The sequence below is a fragment of the Vibrio sp. HM8-C genome (assembly GCF_058630515.1).
The window spans coordinates 37,835-52,858 of record NZ_JBMMKS010000022.1 but is presented as its reverse complement, the minus strand read 5'-3'; the positions used below and the strand labels follow the sequence as shown (position 1 = coordinate 52,858).

The 15,024-nt window shown below is 44.2% G+C and carries 14 protein-coding genes; 2 read left to right on the top strand and 12 right to left on the bottom strand.

Translation table 11 applies throughout. The features are described from left to right. The 10 genes from ACOSVQ_RS19310 to ACOSVQ_RS19265 form a co-directional block, all read right to left on the bottom strand. Nucleotides 1–687 (bottom strand): ABC transporter ATP-binding protein, encoded by a 687-nt coding sequence (locus tag ACOSVQ_RS19310; protein ID WP_491984071.1) that lies wholly within the window; start codon nt 685–687, stop codon nt 1–3. Next, complete coding sequence (locus ACOSVQ_RS19305; protein ID WP_491984070.1) at nt 687–1,922, bottom strand: ABC transporter permease; 1,236 nt, start codon at nt 1,920–1,922, stop codon at nt 687–689. Before ACOSVQ_RS19305 ends, ACOSVQ_RS19310 begins: the two co-directional genes overlap by 1 nt. After that, on the bottom strand, nt 1,912–3,141 hold the full coding sequence (locus ACOSVQ_RS19300; RefSeq protein WP_491984069.1) for an ABC transporter permease: 1,230 nt from the start codon (nt 3,139–3,141) through the stop codon (nt 1,912–1,914). Before ACOSVQ_RS19300 ends, ACOSVQ_RS19305 begins: the two co-directional genes overlap by 11 nt. 3 nt (nt 3,142–3,144) lie before the next feature. Then, nucleotides 3,145–3,897 (bottom strand): outer membrane lipoprotein-sorting protein, encoded by a 753-nt coding sequence (locus ACOSVQ_RS19295; protein WP_491984068.1) that lies wholly within the window; start codon nt 3,895–3,897, stop codon nt 3,145–3,147. A 238-nt stretch (nt 3,898–4,135) separates the two neighbouring features. Next, on the bottom strand, nt 4,136–5,104 hold the full coding sequence (locus ACOSVQ_RS19290) for an alpha-L-glutamate ligase-like protein (RefSeq protein WP_491984067.1): 969 nt from the start codon (nt 5,102–5,104) through the stop codon (nt 4,136–4,138). 1 nt (nt 5,105) lies between these two features. Then, the gene (locus ACOSVQ_RS19285) at nt 5,106–6,614 is read right to left on the bottom strand and encodes an inactive transglutaminase family protein (protein WP_491984066.1); all 1,509 of its coding nucleotides are present in this window, start codon (nt 6,612–6,614) and stop codon (nt 5,106–5,108) included. Between the two features lie 21 nt (nt 6,615–6,635). Next, nucleotides 6,636–7,376, bottom strand: coding sequence for an ATP-dependent zinc protease family protein (locus ACOSVQ_RS19280; protein WP_491984065.1), 741 nt, complete (start codon nt 7,374–7,376; stop codon nt 6,636–6,638). Nucleotides 7,377–7,593: 217 nt separating this feature from the next. Continuing rightward, nucleotides 7,594–8,565 carry a tRNA 5-methoxyuridine(34)/uridine 5-oxyacetic acid(34) synthase CmoB gene (gene cmoB, locus ACOSVQ_RS19275; protein WP_491984064.1) on the bottom strand — a complete coding sequence of 324 codons (972 nt, stop codon included), beginning with the start codon at nt 8,563–8,565 and terminating at the stop codon, nt 7,594–7,596. An 80-nt stretch (nt 8,566–8,645) separates the two neighbouring features. Next, complete coding sequence (cmoA, locus tag ACOSVQ_RS19270) at nt 8,646–9,374, bottom strand: carboxy-S-adenosyl-L-methionine synthase CmoA (RefSeq protein ID WP_491984063.1); 729 nt, start codon at nt 9,372–9,374, stop codon at nt 8,646–8,648. A 137-nt stretch (nt 9,375–9,511) separates the two neighbouring features. Then, complete coding sequence (locus ACOSVQ_RS19265; protein ID WP_491984084.1) at nt 9,512–10,375, bottom strand: DUF72 domain-containing protein; 864 nt, start codon at nt 10,373–10,375, stop codon at nt 9,512–9,514. Nucleotides 10,376–10,714: 339 nt separating this feature from the next. Here ACOSVQ_RS19265 and aspS point away from each other — a divergent pair, with 339 nt between their 5' ends. Beyond that, the gene (gene aspS / locus ACOSVQ_RS19260; RefSeq protein WP_491984062.1) at nt 10,715–12,490 is read left to right on the top strand and encodes an aspartate--tRNA ligase; all 1,776 of its coding nucleotides are present in this window, start codon (nt 10,715–10,717) and stop codon (nt 12,488–12,490) included. 132 nt (nt 12,491–12,622) lie between these two features. Further along, nucleotides 12,623–13,201 (top strand): thymidine kinase, encoded by a 579-nt coding sequence (locus ACOSVQ_RS19255; protein WP_491984061.1) that lies wholly within the window; start codon nt 12,623–12,625, stop codon nt 13,199–13,201. Between the two features lie 97 nt (nt 13,202–13,298). Here ACOSVQ_RS19255 and ACOSVQ_RS19250 read toward each other — a convergent pair whose 3' ends face one another. Further along, the gene (locus ACOSVQ_RS19250; RefSeq protein ID WP_491984060.1) at nt 13,299–13,931 is read right to left on the bottom strand and encodes a YdcF family protein; all 633 of its coding nucleotides are present in this window, start codon (nt 13,929–13,931) and stop codon (nt 13,299–13,301) included. Beyond that, complete coding sequence (locus ACOSVQ_RS19245; protein ID WP_491984059.1) at nt 13,924–14,754, bottom strand: NAD(P)H-binding protein; 831 nt, start codon at nt 14,752–14,754, stop codon at nt 13,924–13,926. Before ACOSVQ_RS19245 ends, ACOSVQ_RS19250 begins: the two co-directional genes overlap by 8 nt. Nucleotides 14,755–15,024: the final 270 nt, after the last annotated feature.

Here is a 15,024-nt window from a genome sequence, read left to right as displayed (position 1 = left end):
CTAAACATTAAGACTATCCGAGGTTAATCGTCCGTCTTCAAATACGATGACTCTTTTGGCGCGAGTGATCACGCGTGGGTCATGAGTCGAAAAAATAAAGGTGGTTCCTTCTTTTTCGTTCAGCTGTTGCATGATGTTGAGTAGCTCTGCTGTGCTGTCTGCATCCAGATTAGCTGTGGGTTCATCAGCCATGATAAATCGAGGACGAGACGCCAACGCACGAGCAACCGCCACTCTTTGTTGTTGACCACCTGATAATTTTGTTGGTCGCTTATGCATTTGCTTCTCCAACCCCACCTGTTTGAGAAGCTCTGTTGCTCTTTGTCGGCACTCGGCTTCTGATTTTCCTTGCAATTGCATAATGAATTCAACGTTTTCCAAGGCAGTAAGGACGGGGAGTAAACTGTAATCCTGAAAGATAAAACCAATATGGTCGCGGCGAAACGCAATTTGCTCTTTTTCTGATAAAGTGCAGATATCGCAGCCATCGATATTTACGACACCGGACGTTGGTTTATCGATTCCCCCAAGCATATTCAACAACGTGGTCTTTCCAGAGCCGGAAGGTCCCATAATGGCGATAAACTCTCCTTGTTCAATGCTCAGATCTAATTCGCGTACAGCGTGAACAGGAAAGTCAGATTTTTCATTGTAGATTTTGCATAGCTTACGAATCTCAATGCTCATTAATGTTTCTCCGCCATAGCTTGCGCTGGTTTCTTTTTCAATATTTGCCTTGCTGGATATAACGCGGCTACCAGAGCAGAAAAGGCTACCGTGATAAATATGGTCATGTATTCATAAGCGGAGACTCGGGGATAAAGTATGGTATCGACACCATAGGCGCCAAGCCCCTCAGCCATACTGCCCAAAGGCAATCCAGTTATTTGCAGACACTGAATTAAACCAAAGCAGCTAATCAAACCGAGCGTTGCGCCACAAACACCCATCCACAAGCTTTCGAGTAAAATTAGACCGAATACCTTGTGTTTTTGCATACCTACCGCCATCAACACTCTAAATTCCTGAGTGCGCTCAAATACGGACATCAGCATCACATTGATGATTCCAAAGCCCATCGCCAACATGAATATGCCGAGCATGATGGCGCTGCTAAATCCCATTGTTGCAAGCATGGAAGCAAGAAGAGGTTGTATTTGTGTCCAATCTCTAGCGACGCTCGATGGAGTTAGATACCCAGAAATATGCTGGCGAAAATCAACGACGGGTTGCCTGTCATCGGCGTTTTGTTTTCCCTTCATAAGTAATGCAATTTCGTGTACTCCACCGACGGAAGCGATTTTGCGTAAGTCATCTAAAGGAACGTAAACGTTCATGTCGTCGAAGTTTGTCGAGGGGGATTTAAATATGCCTTTTACACGAAAGGCAGCGCCAGTGACCTCGCCATTGCCATCTGTAAAAGTCAGTACTGCTTTTGAGCCTACGCGAAGTTTTAGTCTATGTGCGGTTTTCTGAGATATCAGTAATGGCTTTTTGTCCTGTGTTGAAAACCATTCACCTTGCTCAATGTGCGATGCCAAAGGTGTTTGAATTGCTTCACTATCTGCATCAACACCGTTTATTCGCACGCCTTTATTGCTGTGCGCTGAGCCTATCATGCCGTCCACAAGGAATCGGGCGGAAAAGGAGAGTACTTGCGGATCAGTAGATAAGCGTTGTATCAGTGACTCTGAGTCGTCGATGGTGGCATTAATGTCTGGATTATCCAGATAACGTTTGTTGTGAATTTGAACATGGCTGATTTGCCAAGAAATGGCGTTATTGACCATGTTATCGACCATGCCCGACATAAAGCCTAGCATGACGACGACTCCCATTAAGCCAAAAACTATCGCACCCAGCATGATTCCAGTTCGAAGCTTATTTCGCCAAAGGTTGCGCCAAGCGAGTTTAATCAGCATGTGCACCCCCTTTGAGGCTTGTTGCAAGATTTAATCGCGTAACCCTGATAATCGGATAAATCAGACTAAGTAGAAGCAAGAGCAACACAGCAATGATTTGATTGGTAATCATTGATAGGCGGATCTGTACTGGGAGAATAGGTTCGAATCCCGACTCCAACATCATTTGTGCGGCGTCACCTGTCATTTGGATTGGATTGAAATACAAGTAAGTCAGCAAAGGGAATGAGAGCAGAAGTCCTATAGTGATGCCTAAGAGTGCGATAAAAGCAGATTCAGCAACCACTAGGTGAATGAGCTTTGTCCGCAACATTCCTGTTGCCAGCATAACGGCGAACTCTCTTTGTCGCTCGAGCGTCATCATGGTGATAGTGGCGAATAAGCCAAAGCCAACCACGCCATATAAAATGTATAACATGAAGATGCCGCTTATCTTATCCATCATGATTTGCTGTGCCAGTTCAGGCGCTAATTGTTGCCATCTGCGAACATTCACTTCGTTTTTATAGCTTTGTTGCAACATTTGGGCAGTAGCTTCGACTTGGTTTAGATCATAGGTATGCAAAACCCAAGCAGTTACTTGCTCTCCGGTTGAATAGAGTTCTTGCGCCAATGAGAGGGGCATATATATCAATTGGCTATCGAGTTGAGGGAGGGGAAAACGGAGTATGCCCTTAACAGGATACAATCCTGCGGCTGTCTGACCGTGATAGCCCTGTCCATAAAGGATAATCTCATCGCCAACGGTTAAGTGAAAATAGTTTGCGAGCCTTTCACCCACTAATACTTGACGGTCTGTGTTAGTAAGGAAATTGCCTTTAATTAATTTGTTGCTGAGGTGGGAGTATTTATCTTCATCAGTTGGGATTGCACCAATGATCATTACGCCTTTGGAACGCTCGCCAGAGGCGGCAAGAGCAAAGGATTCTATACGAGGCAGGTGAAATGAGAGCGCTTTGTTGGTGATAACGGATTTAAGAAAGTCGTCATTCATCGGCAGCAGGTCGTTAATACTTTGGCTTTCTTGATAATCGGGATGTTGGAGTTGGATTAATCCGGTGTAAAAACGTGCAGCATTATCAATGCTAATCGCGTAACTGCCTTCTTGCATAGCGCGCATGGTAAGAGACAAAAATAGCGCAAGGGCAAGCGCCGCTGCGGTGACTAGGGTTCGCCGCTTTTGTCTCCAGATATTGCGCCATGCTAAAGTCACTAACATTGGTCAGTCCCTGAGCTGTTTCATTTGTTGTTGAGAAAAAAAGGATTCCTCAATATCAAAATCAAACTGTGCTTCATGAGTTATAAACTCGGTTTTATATCCCATTTTATTGGCAGGAATCATCTCGAGTCGTGTGGCTAATACACGTCCTCCCATAGGCTTAATGTCGAACGTCTGCATAGTGTTGACCAATTCACCGAACTCATCATAAAACTCGGCCTTACGCTGCAAATAAGTCTGTTTTGAAATCCATAATCTCACGTGACTCCAAACAACAGGCGCATCTGGCTTGGCTGATGCGTCTATGACATAGGTAAGTTCATTGTCGAAGGGCTCTTCTTTCACCAACTCATGAGAATAATCGACAACAATGGAAGACTGATTAATCAAATCATCGTTGGTAAAGTCAGAGCCCATCCAAGACTGGCTTAACATGGATGGGGCTATTTTGATGACACGCTCAATTGATGGAACCCAATTCCACATTTCTCGAAAGCGTTTAAGTGACACCGTGCCTTTGTCTTTTGCTGGAGCAGTAACCAGAACCAAAGAATAGTCTCGTCCCTTTGTCCAACTTTTCATACTCATACTGCGTGTCCAGTCAGGACGCACAATGTTCATCGTCGCCACACTGTAACTGGACTCGCCACGCATTTGTTTGTCTGACTTATCGACGATATCAGTGGCACTTTCAGCCTGAGCAAAGGGTAGGTAGCTTAAGCTAAGTAGTAAAACTAGGTAGTGGAATGCACGCATCAAATATCCTCAGATATCAATTAGTCACGTACAGTTAACCTTAGATGCTTATCGCAGATTTTTTTCCGTGTTGGGTCTCAAAACTGTATTGGGTTTCAAAGCGACAGCCCAAAAATAACAGAACGAATAGTAAGGCTAAAGTGACTGATGCCTTTCAGCTATTGGTGTCGATTCTATAGTGACAAAAAAGCCAGAGAATCAATCTCTGGCTTTTACGGATTAAATAGCAGCGTATCTCTTATTTGACGCCAAAGTGTCTTGCGGCGTAAGCAACGCGCTGTTCGGCTGATGGGTAAATCATCGGAGTGCCGAGGTTTTCGATATGTTGTAAACGTGGCAGTAGACCTGCGCCGTTTGCTATCTGTATTGCAAGACCCGGACGAGCATTGAGTTCCAGTACCATTGGTCCTTCTTCTTTATCGAGAACCATATCTGTACCCATGTAACCTAATCCTGTCATCTCCCAAGCGCTGGCTGCCAGCGTCAATAAGCGCTCCCAATGCGGAACCTCAAGAGTTTTGAGTTCTTTGCCTGTATCTGGATGAAGCGTCACAGGGCGGTTGAACTGTACCGCTCGTACAGCTTTACCCGTCGCTATATCAATGCCAACACCAACCGCACCTTGGTGCAGGTTGGCTTTACCATCGGACGCGGATGTAGATAGACGCATCATTGCCATTACTGGGTAGCCTTTAAATACGATGATGCGCACATCTGGCACACCTTCGTAACTGAAGCCATCAAAGCAGTCATCAAACTTAATCAGGTTTTCAACCACAGCCACGTCATTCTTACCACCCAAAGAGAACAAGCCCGCTAGTGCATTACTCACATGGCGTTCTACATCTTCCTTGTTGATGGTTGCGCCTGAAGGCTTGGTATACACACCATCTTTGTGAGAGGTGATAACCAAAATACCTTTGCCGCCACTTCCGCGAGCAGGCTTGATTACAAAGCCGGGCCAGTCTTTAACCATCTCGTGGATGTGTTTAACGTCACCTTGGTTACTGACGACACCAATCAGCTTTGGTACCGTTGCGCCTGCCTGTTGTGCAATCAGCTTGGTCTTTAACTTGTCATCTACCAATGGGTATTTTGAACGGTCATTATAGCGACCAATGTAAGCGTGATTACGCTTGTTCATTCCCATTATCCCTTTACGTTTTAGCTTAAAGGGCGATGTGTATTCGGAGAGATTTAAAAACATATCAGTCTCCGTCTACAAGAGGCTTAAATCGACGCAACTCAGTAATGCGGTAACCTGTGTATGTACCTAGTAGCAAGATAATACCTAGAACAATCAGTTGTAGACCGATGAAGTTAAAGGTCAGATGCTGTACATATGAGTTAGTCATTGCCAAGTAAATCAATACCGCTGTAAGAAGTGAGCCACCACCTTGCAGTAGAACCTCTTTCGCACCTTCTTCTTCCCAAAGAATGGACATACGTTCGATTGTCCAAGACAGGATAATCATCGGGAAGAATGTAATGGTTAAGCCTTCAGTTAAGCCAATCTTGAAAGCCACAACAGTGAAGATAGAAATAATCAGTATTACTGCGATGATGACCGCAGAGATCCTCGCTACCAACAGCAAGTTAAGTTTTGACAGGTAACTTCGGATAATCAGACCTGTGCCGACAATCAATAGAAAGCCAACGATACCCGTTGTCAATTGTGTCTGAACGAATGCAACAGCGATAAGTACAGGCATGAACGTGCCTGATGTCTTCAAACCAATAATGACGCGAAGGAACACAACAATCAGAGCGCCGATCGGAATCAACATAATGGTTTTAAACATGGCTTGCTCTTCTAATGGCAAGCTGTGAATTGACAGGTTTAATAGGCCGTCAGCTTCAACTTTGTTGTTGGTTGCCTGTTGTGGTGACACTTCTTGAGCAATCATGCTGAAGTGAACTTGGCTGTTACGACCACCAATGACATCAAGCAAAGATACGTTGGATTCATCCCAAACAAGCAAGTTTGGATGAGATGGCTGCGTGCCCGTTTCTGGGTTAAACAGCACCCATTTTTTACCATCCCACACTTGGTTCATGTGCTGAATAGTCTGGCGACGACGGCCATCTTCAAGATGAATTACGCCAACCACTTTGTTTGGGATCTGCGCGTAAGAAAGCAGTTTTTCCGCCGCTTCTACTTTGCTCATTTTATTGGTCAGTAGGGCAGCGTTCTGGCTTTCCGAGTCGTTAAGGTTTTTGATGAGTTCTCGTGCGAAAGAGATATCGTCAGCAGAGCGTTCAGTGGCACGATTAATCAAAGCGACAGCGGCAGTTTCTACAGGACCTTCAAAAGTTGGTTTTACCACTTCTTGCATCGGTGGAACCATAGTGACTTTAGCTTGTGGGTCTACTAAGAATTGCGTTTTGTAGTAAATCGTTTGAGGGCCTTGTGCTTGGCGAATGGACCATTCTGCGCGTCGACCGGACTGGTCACTGACATAGGAAACACCATAACCGGGAGAGGAGGCTGTTTCGCCTATAAGGGTGTATCCATTTTGAGTGTGGGGTGCGGCTAGGGAAACTTTAGCTTCATTTCCCAGCGCGTTAAATTCAATCCTAGCTTCAATATCCCAAATTTGTCGGGTTTCACCTGGTGTCCAGGGTACTCCATAGTTTTGATGACGGAGTACGCTTAGAGCAATCCCAGCCGCAATCAGCAAAAATACTGATAGATAAAACGGAACTCTTGACGTCATAAGTTACCTTTATTTTTGTTATTAATTTGTCTCTGTATGAATGTATTTGCGACTCACATCCACCACAGCTATGTCGCGAATAAATTCACGCCCAAGGAGAATAGGATGGCTCATTTGAGAACGGTCTGCCAGCGTAAATTCTGTTTTTTCATTGATACTACCAATTTTAACCCATAGCTGAACAACTGCACGTCTTTCAGTCTCTTCATTGGTTGATTGGCGGATGCGTACGTAACGAATAATTGGAGATTCTATCCAGTTAGAATCATCGGGTTTGTTGGCTCCATCCGATAAATGAAAACGAACCCACTGTTTACCGTTACGTTCAAATTCTGAAATATCAATCGCATTAAGTGATGAAGTCGCTGCGCCAGTATCGACACGAGCATCAAAGATTTGGTCTAACGCTTTGATCTCTACGTGTTCTATCTCACCCAGTACCAGCTTATGTTGGGATTGTGGTTTAGAAACAAGAGGTTTTTTTGAAGAAGGCTTTTTGACGACTTTTGGCTCAGGCTTTTCTGCTGCGATAGTTTTTAGCTCTTTAACATCATCAGCTAGGGTCAAAACCTTGCTTTCTAGGCTATCGATATAATCACTTTGGTTACTCAGTTGAAGCTGTAAATTGCTTATTTCGTTAGTGATTTGAGAATTTGACTGCTGAATCGCGGTAAGAGTGGCTTGGTGATATTCATCCCCATTCATTAGGGTGCAACCAGAAAGCATGCTTAGAGCTACGATTGGTACTATGTGCTTAAACATTTACGGCCTTATATATTTGTTTTTTCAGTGATAATTGTTGAAACAAGGATGACTATTTCATCCGTGAGATAGAATAGCGGTGAAAGTAAAGAAGAGAGTTAAAACTGTGTCAAAAAATCCTTTATTTGCTTTGGCTGCAGAGGATTTTTGAGCTTTTGAGCAACTTAGAGAGGCAAGGCTGCCACCCTAAGTTGTTTCAGCAAATTGGTTGCAATGATTATGGATTCTTCGCAACCAGAATTGCACGTCTTGGCGCAGGGTAACCTTCGACCGTTTTGGTCGGATCATTTGGGTCGATGTAATCTGGTAGAGAGTTGTGCGTCATCCATTCGGTGCTACGTTGTTCACCCAGTGATGTGACGTTTTCATCAACGATTCTTACATCTACAAAGCCCACTTTTTCTAACCATGCTTTTAATGCTAAAGCCGATGGGAAGAAGTAGACATTGCGCATTTGCGCGTAGCGGTCAAATGGAACTAATACTGCGTTTTCATCGCCTTCGATGACTAAAGTCTCTAACACCAGTTCACCACCAGACACCAACTGGTTTTTTAGTTGGATTAGATGATCGATTGGCGAACGACGATGATAGAGAACGCCCATGCTAAACACAGTATCAAAGGCTTTTAATTCAGGAAGTTGCTCAATACCTAGTGGTAATAGGTGAACTTTTTGGTTGTCGCCCATCAACTTACGCACGGCTTCGAACTGAACAAGGAACAGTTCTGAAGGATCAATGCCTATCACTTGATAAGCCCCTTCACCGAGCATGCGCCACATGTGGTAGCCATTACCACAACCGACATCTAATACTGAACGGTTCTTGAGTGGAGAAATGTGCGGAAGCAAGCGATCCCATTTCCAGTCTGAACGCCATTCTGTATCAATGTGGATACCGTGTAGGTGGTACGGACCCTTACGCCAAGGGTGAAACGTCTTTAAAAGGTTCTCTAGTTTCTTTTGTTCGCCGGTAGAAAGCGGTTCGTTATTGCTCACAGTTACCGACTCTTTTAAGTCGATATTATCCGGCTGTGAGCTAGAGATTTTGTTCAGAGCGCGCAACCAGCGATCTAAATCACCGTGAGGTTGTTGTTGCCAGTCAGTAAGTTGTTGAGGCAAAACATTGAGCCAAGGTTGTAGGCGAGTGTCTTGCGCAAGCAATTGATAGACATTAGCAAAATTCAACATGGAGAATCCTAATCAAAAACAAAGACCCTAATACAAAATGAGTGACTGAAACGAAGGGCGACGCTTCAGCCTCCAAAATCTTATTTGATAGCGAACATTGAGCCAAAGTTAAAGCACTGGAACCAAACTTCGAAACTAGAGAAACCGAGTTTAGCGAAACGCTCTTTGTGCAGTTCAATTGAATCAGGACGCATAACGTTTTCAATCGCACTGCGTTTTTGGCTGATTTCCAGTTCGCTGTAGCCATTTGCACGTTTGAAATCATGGTGCAGATCGATCAGCAACTCATGGGCGCTTTCGTTATTGAATACGAACTTTTCTGAGACAATCAAAATGCCGCCCGGACGCAAACCTTTATAGATTTTTTCTAGCAGAGCATAGCGATCTTCCGGCGAAAGAAATTGCAGAGTGAAGTTCAAAACCACCATAGATGCATTAGTGATCTCGATATCACGAATATCCGCTTCAATGACTTCTACGGGAGTGTCAGAGCGGTAAGCATTCACATGTAGCTTACAACGTTCAATCATGGCGTGTGAGTTGTCTACCGCGATGATATTGCAGCCTTCCTGCTGAATGTGTCGGCGCATAGAAAGCGTCGCAGCACCAAGGGAACAACCTAAGTCGTACACTTGAGTGTTTGGTTTTACAAATCGTTCAGCCAGCATACCAATGGCAGAAATAATGTTGCTGTATCCCGGAACCGAGCGTTGAATCATGTCTGGAAAGACTTCAACCACACGCTCATCGAACGTGAAATCGCCAATCTTATCGATTGGGGCAGAAAAGATAGTGTCTTTTGGGTTCATTGTTGACCTCACGACGATGCAATGCCTACTTAAACAGTAGATGGTTCAAGAAAAGGCGCGTATTTTATGAAAAAATGTGCCGTCTGTCATTAAATGCAGCTTATGTATTTCTTTCTAAAACGCCGAAATACTTTTTACTAAAACATAGTTAGTTGATTTGTATCGTTTTGAGCAGGGAATGGAGCCAAATCTGGCAAAGTGACCACACTTTGTAAGCGTTGATAGATTGCCAACGCTAATTCAGGCGCATAATTGTTGTCTGGCGTGTGGATCATAACGTATGGCTGTTTACCCTCATCTATCCATGCGGGCAATTTTTGAATCCAAGGTTCGAAGAAGGGCATATTGGCATCTAAATCAGGATGACCGATGAAGCGAATCATAGGTTTGTTTCCCGTTGAGATAGCATGGACAGGGACTCTAGGTTTTTTCTGCTGCGCATCAATGATTGCTTCAGAAGTGCGTTCAGCCGAGAAGAGGGGGCGACTATCCATAATAATGCGGTCGATGTTTTCTTCGTTTAGCCATTGATTCAATGCAAGCTCAGCATCTCCTTTAGCAAAAAAACTTGGGTGTCTTACTTCAACACCTAGTGGAAATTGTTGTGGGAAATAGCGTCGAAACTTTTTCAATTGTTCTAGATGAGTTGGACCGAATGCCGCGGGTAGTTGAATGGTCCACATACCCACTTTGCTATGTAACGGTTCCATCAGGCTCATAAAGGCTTTCAGTTCGTCCTGACAACCATTCAACATGTTCTGGTGAGTAATGGATTTCGGCAGTTTAAACGTAAATCGGAATGACTCTGGTGTTGCTGCTTTCCAATTGTTGACTGTTGCAGGTGACGGAGAGGCGTAAAAGGTGGTGTTACCTTCTACCGTATGAAATACCTGAGCGTATTTTTCGAGTCGCTGAGATGCTTGAGTGCCACTTCCGTAGAAATGCTGCTGCCAGAAAGGGTGAGACCACATCGTCAGTCCGAGTCGAAGAGGGTATTCCATTGCATCCATAGCCAGTGTTGTTTGCTCTTTTTTGTTGTTTATCGTCACGAGAGTTTTGAAGAATACGATCATTTAGCGCTATAATCAGCGCCAATTTTTTATCTTGCAGACACTATTTTCGCTAAAACGGCGCTTTATTGTACTAAATGTCAGCAACGATAGATAAAACACAACAAATTGTATTCTGGAAGGTCGATTTTATACGTCTTTCAGCGTATAAATGGAACTTTTCCGCGGCAGAGTCATTTTTAAAGAAACGTCGTTCTTAAGAACCGCTTTCAAAGTCTAGACTGTGTCGCATAGAATTTGATGACTTATATAGAGATTGGGAATTTCATTATGCGTAGCCATTATTGTGGTCACCTGAACAAGTCCCTTGCAGGACAAACTGTGGAACTGTGCGGTTGGGTTAACCGTCGTCGTGATTTAGGCGGTCTTATCTTCATTGATATGCGAGATCGTGAAGGTATCGTTCAGGTAGTTGTTGATCCGGATATGGCAGACGTTTTTGAAGTTGCAAACCAACTTCGTAATGAATTCTGTATCAAGTTAACGGGTGAAGTTCGCGCTCGTCCAGAAAGCCAAATCAACAAAGATATGGCAACCGGTGAAGTAGAAATCCTAGCAACAGGTCTTTCTATCATTAACCGCAGTGACGTTCTGCCACTAGACTTCAACCAAAAGAACTCTGAAGAGCAACGTCTGAAATACCGTTACTTGGACCTACGTCGTCCAGAAATGAGTGACCGTATTAAACTGCGTGCGAAAGCGTCAAGCTTTGTTCGTCGTTTCCTAGACAGCAATAACTTCTTAGATATCGAAACGCCAGTACTGACTAAAGCGACTCCAGAAGGCGCTCGTGACTACTTAGTACCAAGCCGTGTTCACAAAGGCAGCTTCTACGCTCTTCCTCAATCACCACAGCTATTCAAACAGCTGCTGATGATGTCTGGTTTTGACCGTTACTACCAAATCGTTAAGTGTTTCCGTGATGAAGACTTACGTGCTGACCGTCAACCTGAATTCACTCAGATCGATATCGAAACTTCATTCATGAGCGCAGAACAAGTTCGCGCTGTGACTGAAAAGATGATCCGTGAAATGTGGTTAGAGCTGAAAGGTGTAGACTTGGGTGAGTTCCCAATCATGCCTTACTCAGAAGCATTACGCCGCTTCGGTAGCGACAAGCCAGACCTACGTAACCCGCTAGAGTTGGTTGATGTTGCTGATCTGCTTAAAGACGTAGACTTCAAAGTATTCTCTGGTCCGGCTAACGACGAAAATGGTCGTGTTGCTGCTTTACGCGTACCTGGTGGCGCTGCGCTGAGCCGTAAGCAAATCGATGAGTACACTGCATTCGTAGCAATTTACGGTGCGAAAGGTTTGGCATGGATGAAGGTGAATGACCTAGCAGCAGGCGCTGAAGGTATTCAATCTCCAGTTGCGAAATTCCTAACAGAAGAGATCATTGCTTCAATCATCGAACGTACTGGTGCTCAAGCTGGTGATATCATCCTGTTCGGCGCAGACAAAGCAAACATCGTTGCTGAAGCAATTGGTGCGCTACGTTTGAAAGTCGGTAAAGATCTAGAGCTAACAGATACTTCTGCATGGGCTCCACTATGGGTTATCGACTTCCCAATGTTTGAAAGCGACAGTGAAGGTAACGTTGCAGCAATGCACCACCCATTCACGTCTCCTCTGAACATGACTCCGGAAGAGTTGAAAGCAAACCCAACTTCTGCGCTATCTAACGCATACGACATGGTACTAAACGGCTACGAAGTAGGTGGTGGTTCTGTTCGTATTCACGATGCGAAAATGCAAGCAGCGGTATTCGATATCCTAGGTATTGAAGCTGATGAACAACAACTTAAGTTCGGCTTCCTACTGGACGCGCTGAAGTTTGGTACGCCTCCACACGCAGGTCTTGCATTCGGTCTTGACCGTCTAGTCATGCTGCTATGTGGTACAGATAACATCCGTGATGTTATTGCGTTCCCTAAAACAACGGCTGCAGCGTGTCTAATGACTGATGCGCCAAGTTTGGCAAACCCTGCCGCTCTTGCAGAGCTGGCGATTGCGGTAACCGTTGCCAAAGAAAAAGCAGAGTAATAACTGCGAAATCTTTAGGGTGGCTAATTAGCCACCCTTTTTATTATTTATAGGTTAGATCAAGGCATGCAAAGTCTTCGCTTTGTATACTGCCGTGCGATTTTACGAATATTTAGATAGGAAATTTGTCCCTTGGCTCAGATGTATTTTTATTACTCTGCAATGAATGCAGGTAAGTCAACCACACTGCTGCAATCGTCTTTTAACTACCAAGAACGTGGCATGACGCCAGTTATCTTTACAGCAGCGATTGATGACCGTTATGGCATTGGCAAAGTAAGCTCTCGTATTGGATTGGAAGCTGAGGCGCACCTATTTCAAGCTGAAACAAACCTTTTTGATGTGATCAAAAGTCTCAATGAAGATGAAAAACGTCACTGCGTACTGGTTGATGAATGCCAGTTCCTATCTAAAGAGCAGGTTTATCACTTGACGGAAGTGGTTGATAAACTTCATATCCCAGTACTATGTTATGGCTTGCGTACAGACTTCCTTGGTGAATTGTTTGAAGGCAGTAAATATCTGCTTTCATGGGCGGATAAGCTGGTGGAACTCAAAACCATTTGCCATTGTGGACGTAAAGCGAACATGGTTATCCGTACTGATGAACACGGCAACGCGATTTCGGAAGGTGATCAGGTTTCTATCGGTGGTAATGATAAATATGTATCTGTCTGCCGAATGCACTACAAAGAAGCGTTAGGTAAATAGCGTTTAGAAATGGAAAAGGATGGCTGAGCCATCCTTTTTTGTTCATCAAACTTATTCTTATTCGCCAGATTTTTTACTTAATAGGCAGGGTGCTTGATTAAGCTGCTAAGGGCTTCAATGCTAAATAGGCTTGCAACACTTCTTCGGGTATTTCCTGTTCTATTTGGAAGCCTTTAGCTGGGTAATTCTGAATACGTTCAAAATCACCAATAAGTGCTTCGACGACAAAATCCAGCGTCAGATCTTCCGTTAAATAGTCAAAGAAGCTGTTGGCTTGGGAAGTCACTTGCAACGATTCTAACTCTTCAGGCCATTGCTGCATAAATGTCGCGTAGGCTCTTCTTTCCATATAAGGCTTTTGCACCAATAAAATTCGTTTGGCAGTAATGCCTTTTTTCTTTAGAAGTTCGTAGGTAAAGCGGACATTCTCACCACTGTTAGTTGAACGAGGCTCTAGTAATATCGCTTCACTTGGTAAGCCGCAATCTTTAGCGACTTGAGCAAATGTCACCGCTTCACTGCGCTCAAATAAGCCTTCAGTAAAGCGTCCATGACCACCGGAAAAAACCAGCAGAGGTGCTAAACCTTGATGGTATAGAGATGTCGCCACTTCAGCTACGCGAGTATCGTTGCTGCCAAGAACAATGATGACATCTGCTTTGTTTAACTGATGTCCCATTTGCATGTATTGCCAAAGCGTTTCTAAATGCTGATAAATTCGTTTACTCATCGCCGTTCAAGGCCTCCAGAGTGTGAGAATAGTGAAACGTGTATCCCGCGTTCATGAGCTTGTCGCTAACAATTCGCTTGTCTGCGATATCAACAATGGGAGGGAGAGCATCGTCTAAATTTGCGGCGTTAAGAGCGGCTTGGTAAAACTCGGCTTTGCTTACCGTCGATGGAGTCGTAGCGTTCACAATCGTATGGTCGAGATGTTCGATAGCGAAGATTGCCGCTCCAATGGCGTCAGTTAAATGCAGCATGTTTGCAGGGGCTAATCGACTCACTTGTTTGAGCTTAGAAGCGAAGCGGGCTGGGTGACGATTTGGACCAATCAAACCACTGCATCGAACAATGACATAATTCAAGCCAGAGTCTATTACAGTTTGTTCCGCCTGCAACATCCTCTTCGCATTGGCTGAGAATTCATCGTTATTTGTTGCGAGTTGAAGTGTAGCATCAAGTTCAGACATATCTTCGGCACGGTCAGGATAGACGGTGGTTGAGCTGATCATGATGATTTTGGCAATGCCCGCTGCTTTAGATTGCTCACAGAGGGCTTCCCACTGGCTGATGTATTCATCCCCCTGTCCACGACGAAACCCCGGAGGAAAACTACCCACTAATGTATCGATGTTGAATTGAGATAAGGTGTCAGCAAGAGCTTGTGGATTATTGAGGTCACAAATGAATCCGGATATGCGGTTCTCGGCTAACTCTAAAACCCCTGATTGAGACGTTCTACTGGCGAAAACCGTATGCCCAAGTTGCTGTAACTGTTTTGCTAACGGCAAACCTAACCAGCCAGCTCCGATAATAGCGATTCGTTTCATTGTGTTACCTCTAACGATGACTTTAGCTAGATACTATAGTTAGTCACCGACAATTACTATTTGTTCTCTAATACCAGTTGTTTATTCAATTGTTGTACAGGAAATATCTACGTTTAGCTGCGAGTTACTAAAAATCATTAACACCATTTTCAGCATTAAAGAACTGATCAGAAGAGTTTTAACTCACAAATAACATTACATGTCTCATGGATAATAAATTCATCGACACCAAGCTTGCGAATATAAATGAGGTAGGTGTTGGATAGTTTC

Coding starts and splice junctions, on each gene's coding strand:
- ACOSVQ_RS19265 (WP_491984084.1), bottom strand. CDS start 10,375: ATGGAATACCCTCTTCGACTCGGACTGACGATGTGGTCTCACCCTTTC.
- cmoB (WP_491984064.1), bottom strand. CDS start 8,565: ATGTTGAATTTTGCTAATGTCTATCAATTGCTTGCGCAAGACACTCGC.
- cmoA (WP_491984063.1), bottom strand. CDS start 9,374: ATGAACCCAAAAGACACTATCTTTTCTGCCCCAATCGATAAGATTGGC.
- ACOSVQ_RS19280 (WP_491984065.1), bottom strand. CDS start 7,376: ATGTTTAAGCACATAGTACCAATCGTAGCTCTAAGCATGCTTTCTGGT.
- ACOSVQ_RS19245 (WP_491984059.1), bottom strand. CDS start 14,754: ATGAAACGAATCGCTATTATCGGAGCTGGCTGGTTAGGTTTGCCGTTA.
- ACOSVQ_RS19305 (WP_491984070.1), bottom strand. CDS start 1,922: ATGCTGATTAAACTCGCTTGGCGCAACCTTTGGCGAAATAAGCTTCGA.
- ACOSVQ_RS19310 (WP_491984071.1), bottom strand. CDS start 687: ATGAGCATTGAGATTCGTAAGCTATGCAAAATCTACAATGAAAAATCT.
- aspS (WP_491984062.1), top strand. CDS start 10,715: ATGCGTAGCCATTATTGTGGTCACCTGAACAAGTCCCTTGCAGGACAA.
- ACOSVQ_RS19290 (WP_491984067.1), bottom strand. CDS start 5,104: ATGTTTTTAAATCTCTCCGAATACACATCGCCCTTTAAGCTAAAACGT.
- ACOSVQ_RS19295 (WP_491984068.1), bottom strand. CDS start 3,897: ATGCGTGCATTCCACTACCTAGTTTTACTACTTAGCTTAAGCTACCTA.
- ACOSVQ_RS19250 (WP_491984060.1), bottom strand. CDS start 13,931: ATGAGTAAACGAATTTATCAGCATTTAGAAACGCTTTGGCAATACATG.
- ACOSVQ_RS19300 (WP_491984069.1), bottom strand. CDS start 3,141: ATGTTAGTGACTTTAGCATGGCGCAATATCTGGAGACAAAAGCGGCGA.
- ACOSVQ_RS19285 (WP_491984066.1), bottom strand. CDS start 6,614: ATGACGTCAAGAGTTCCGTTTTATCTATCAGTATTTTTGCTGATTGCG.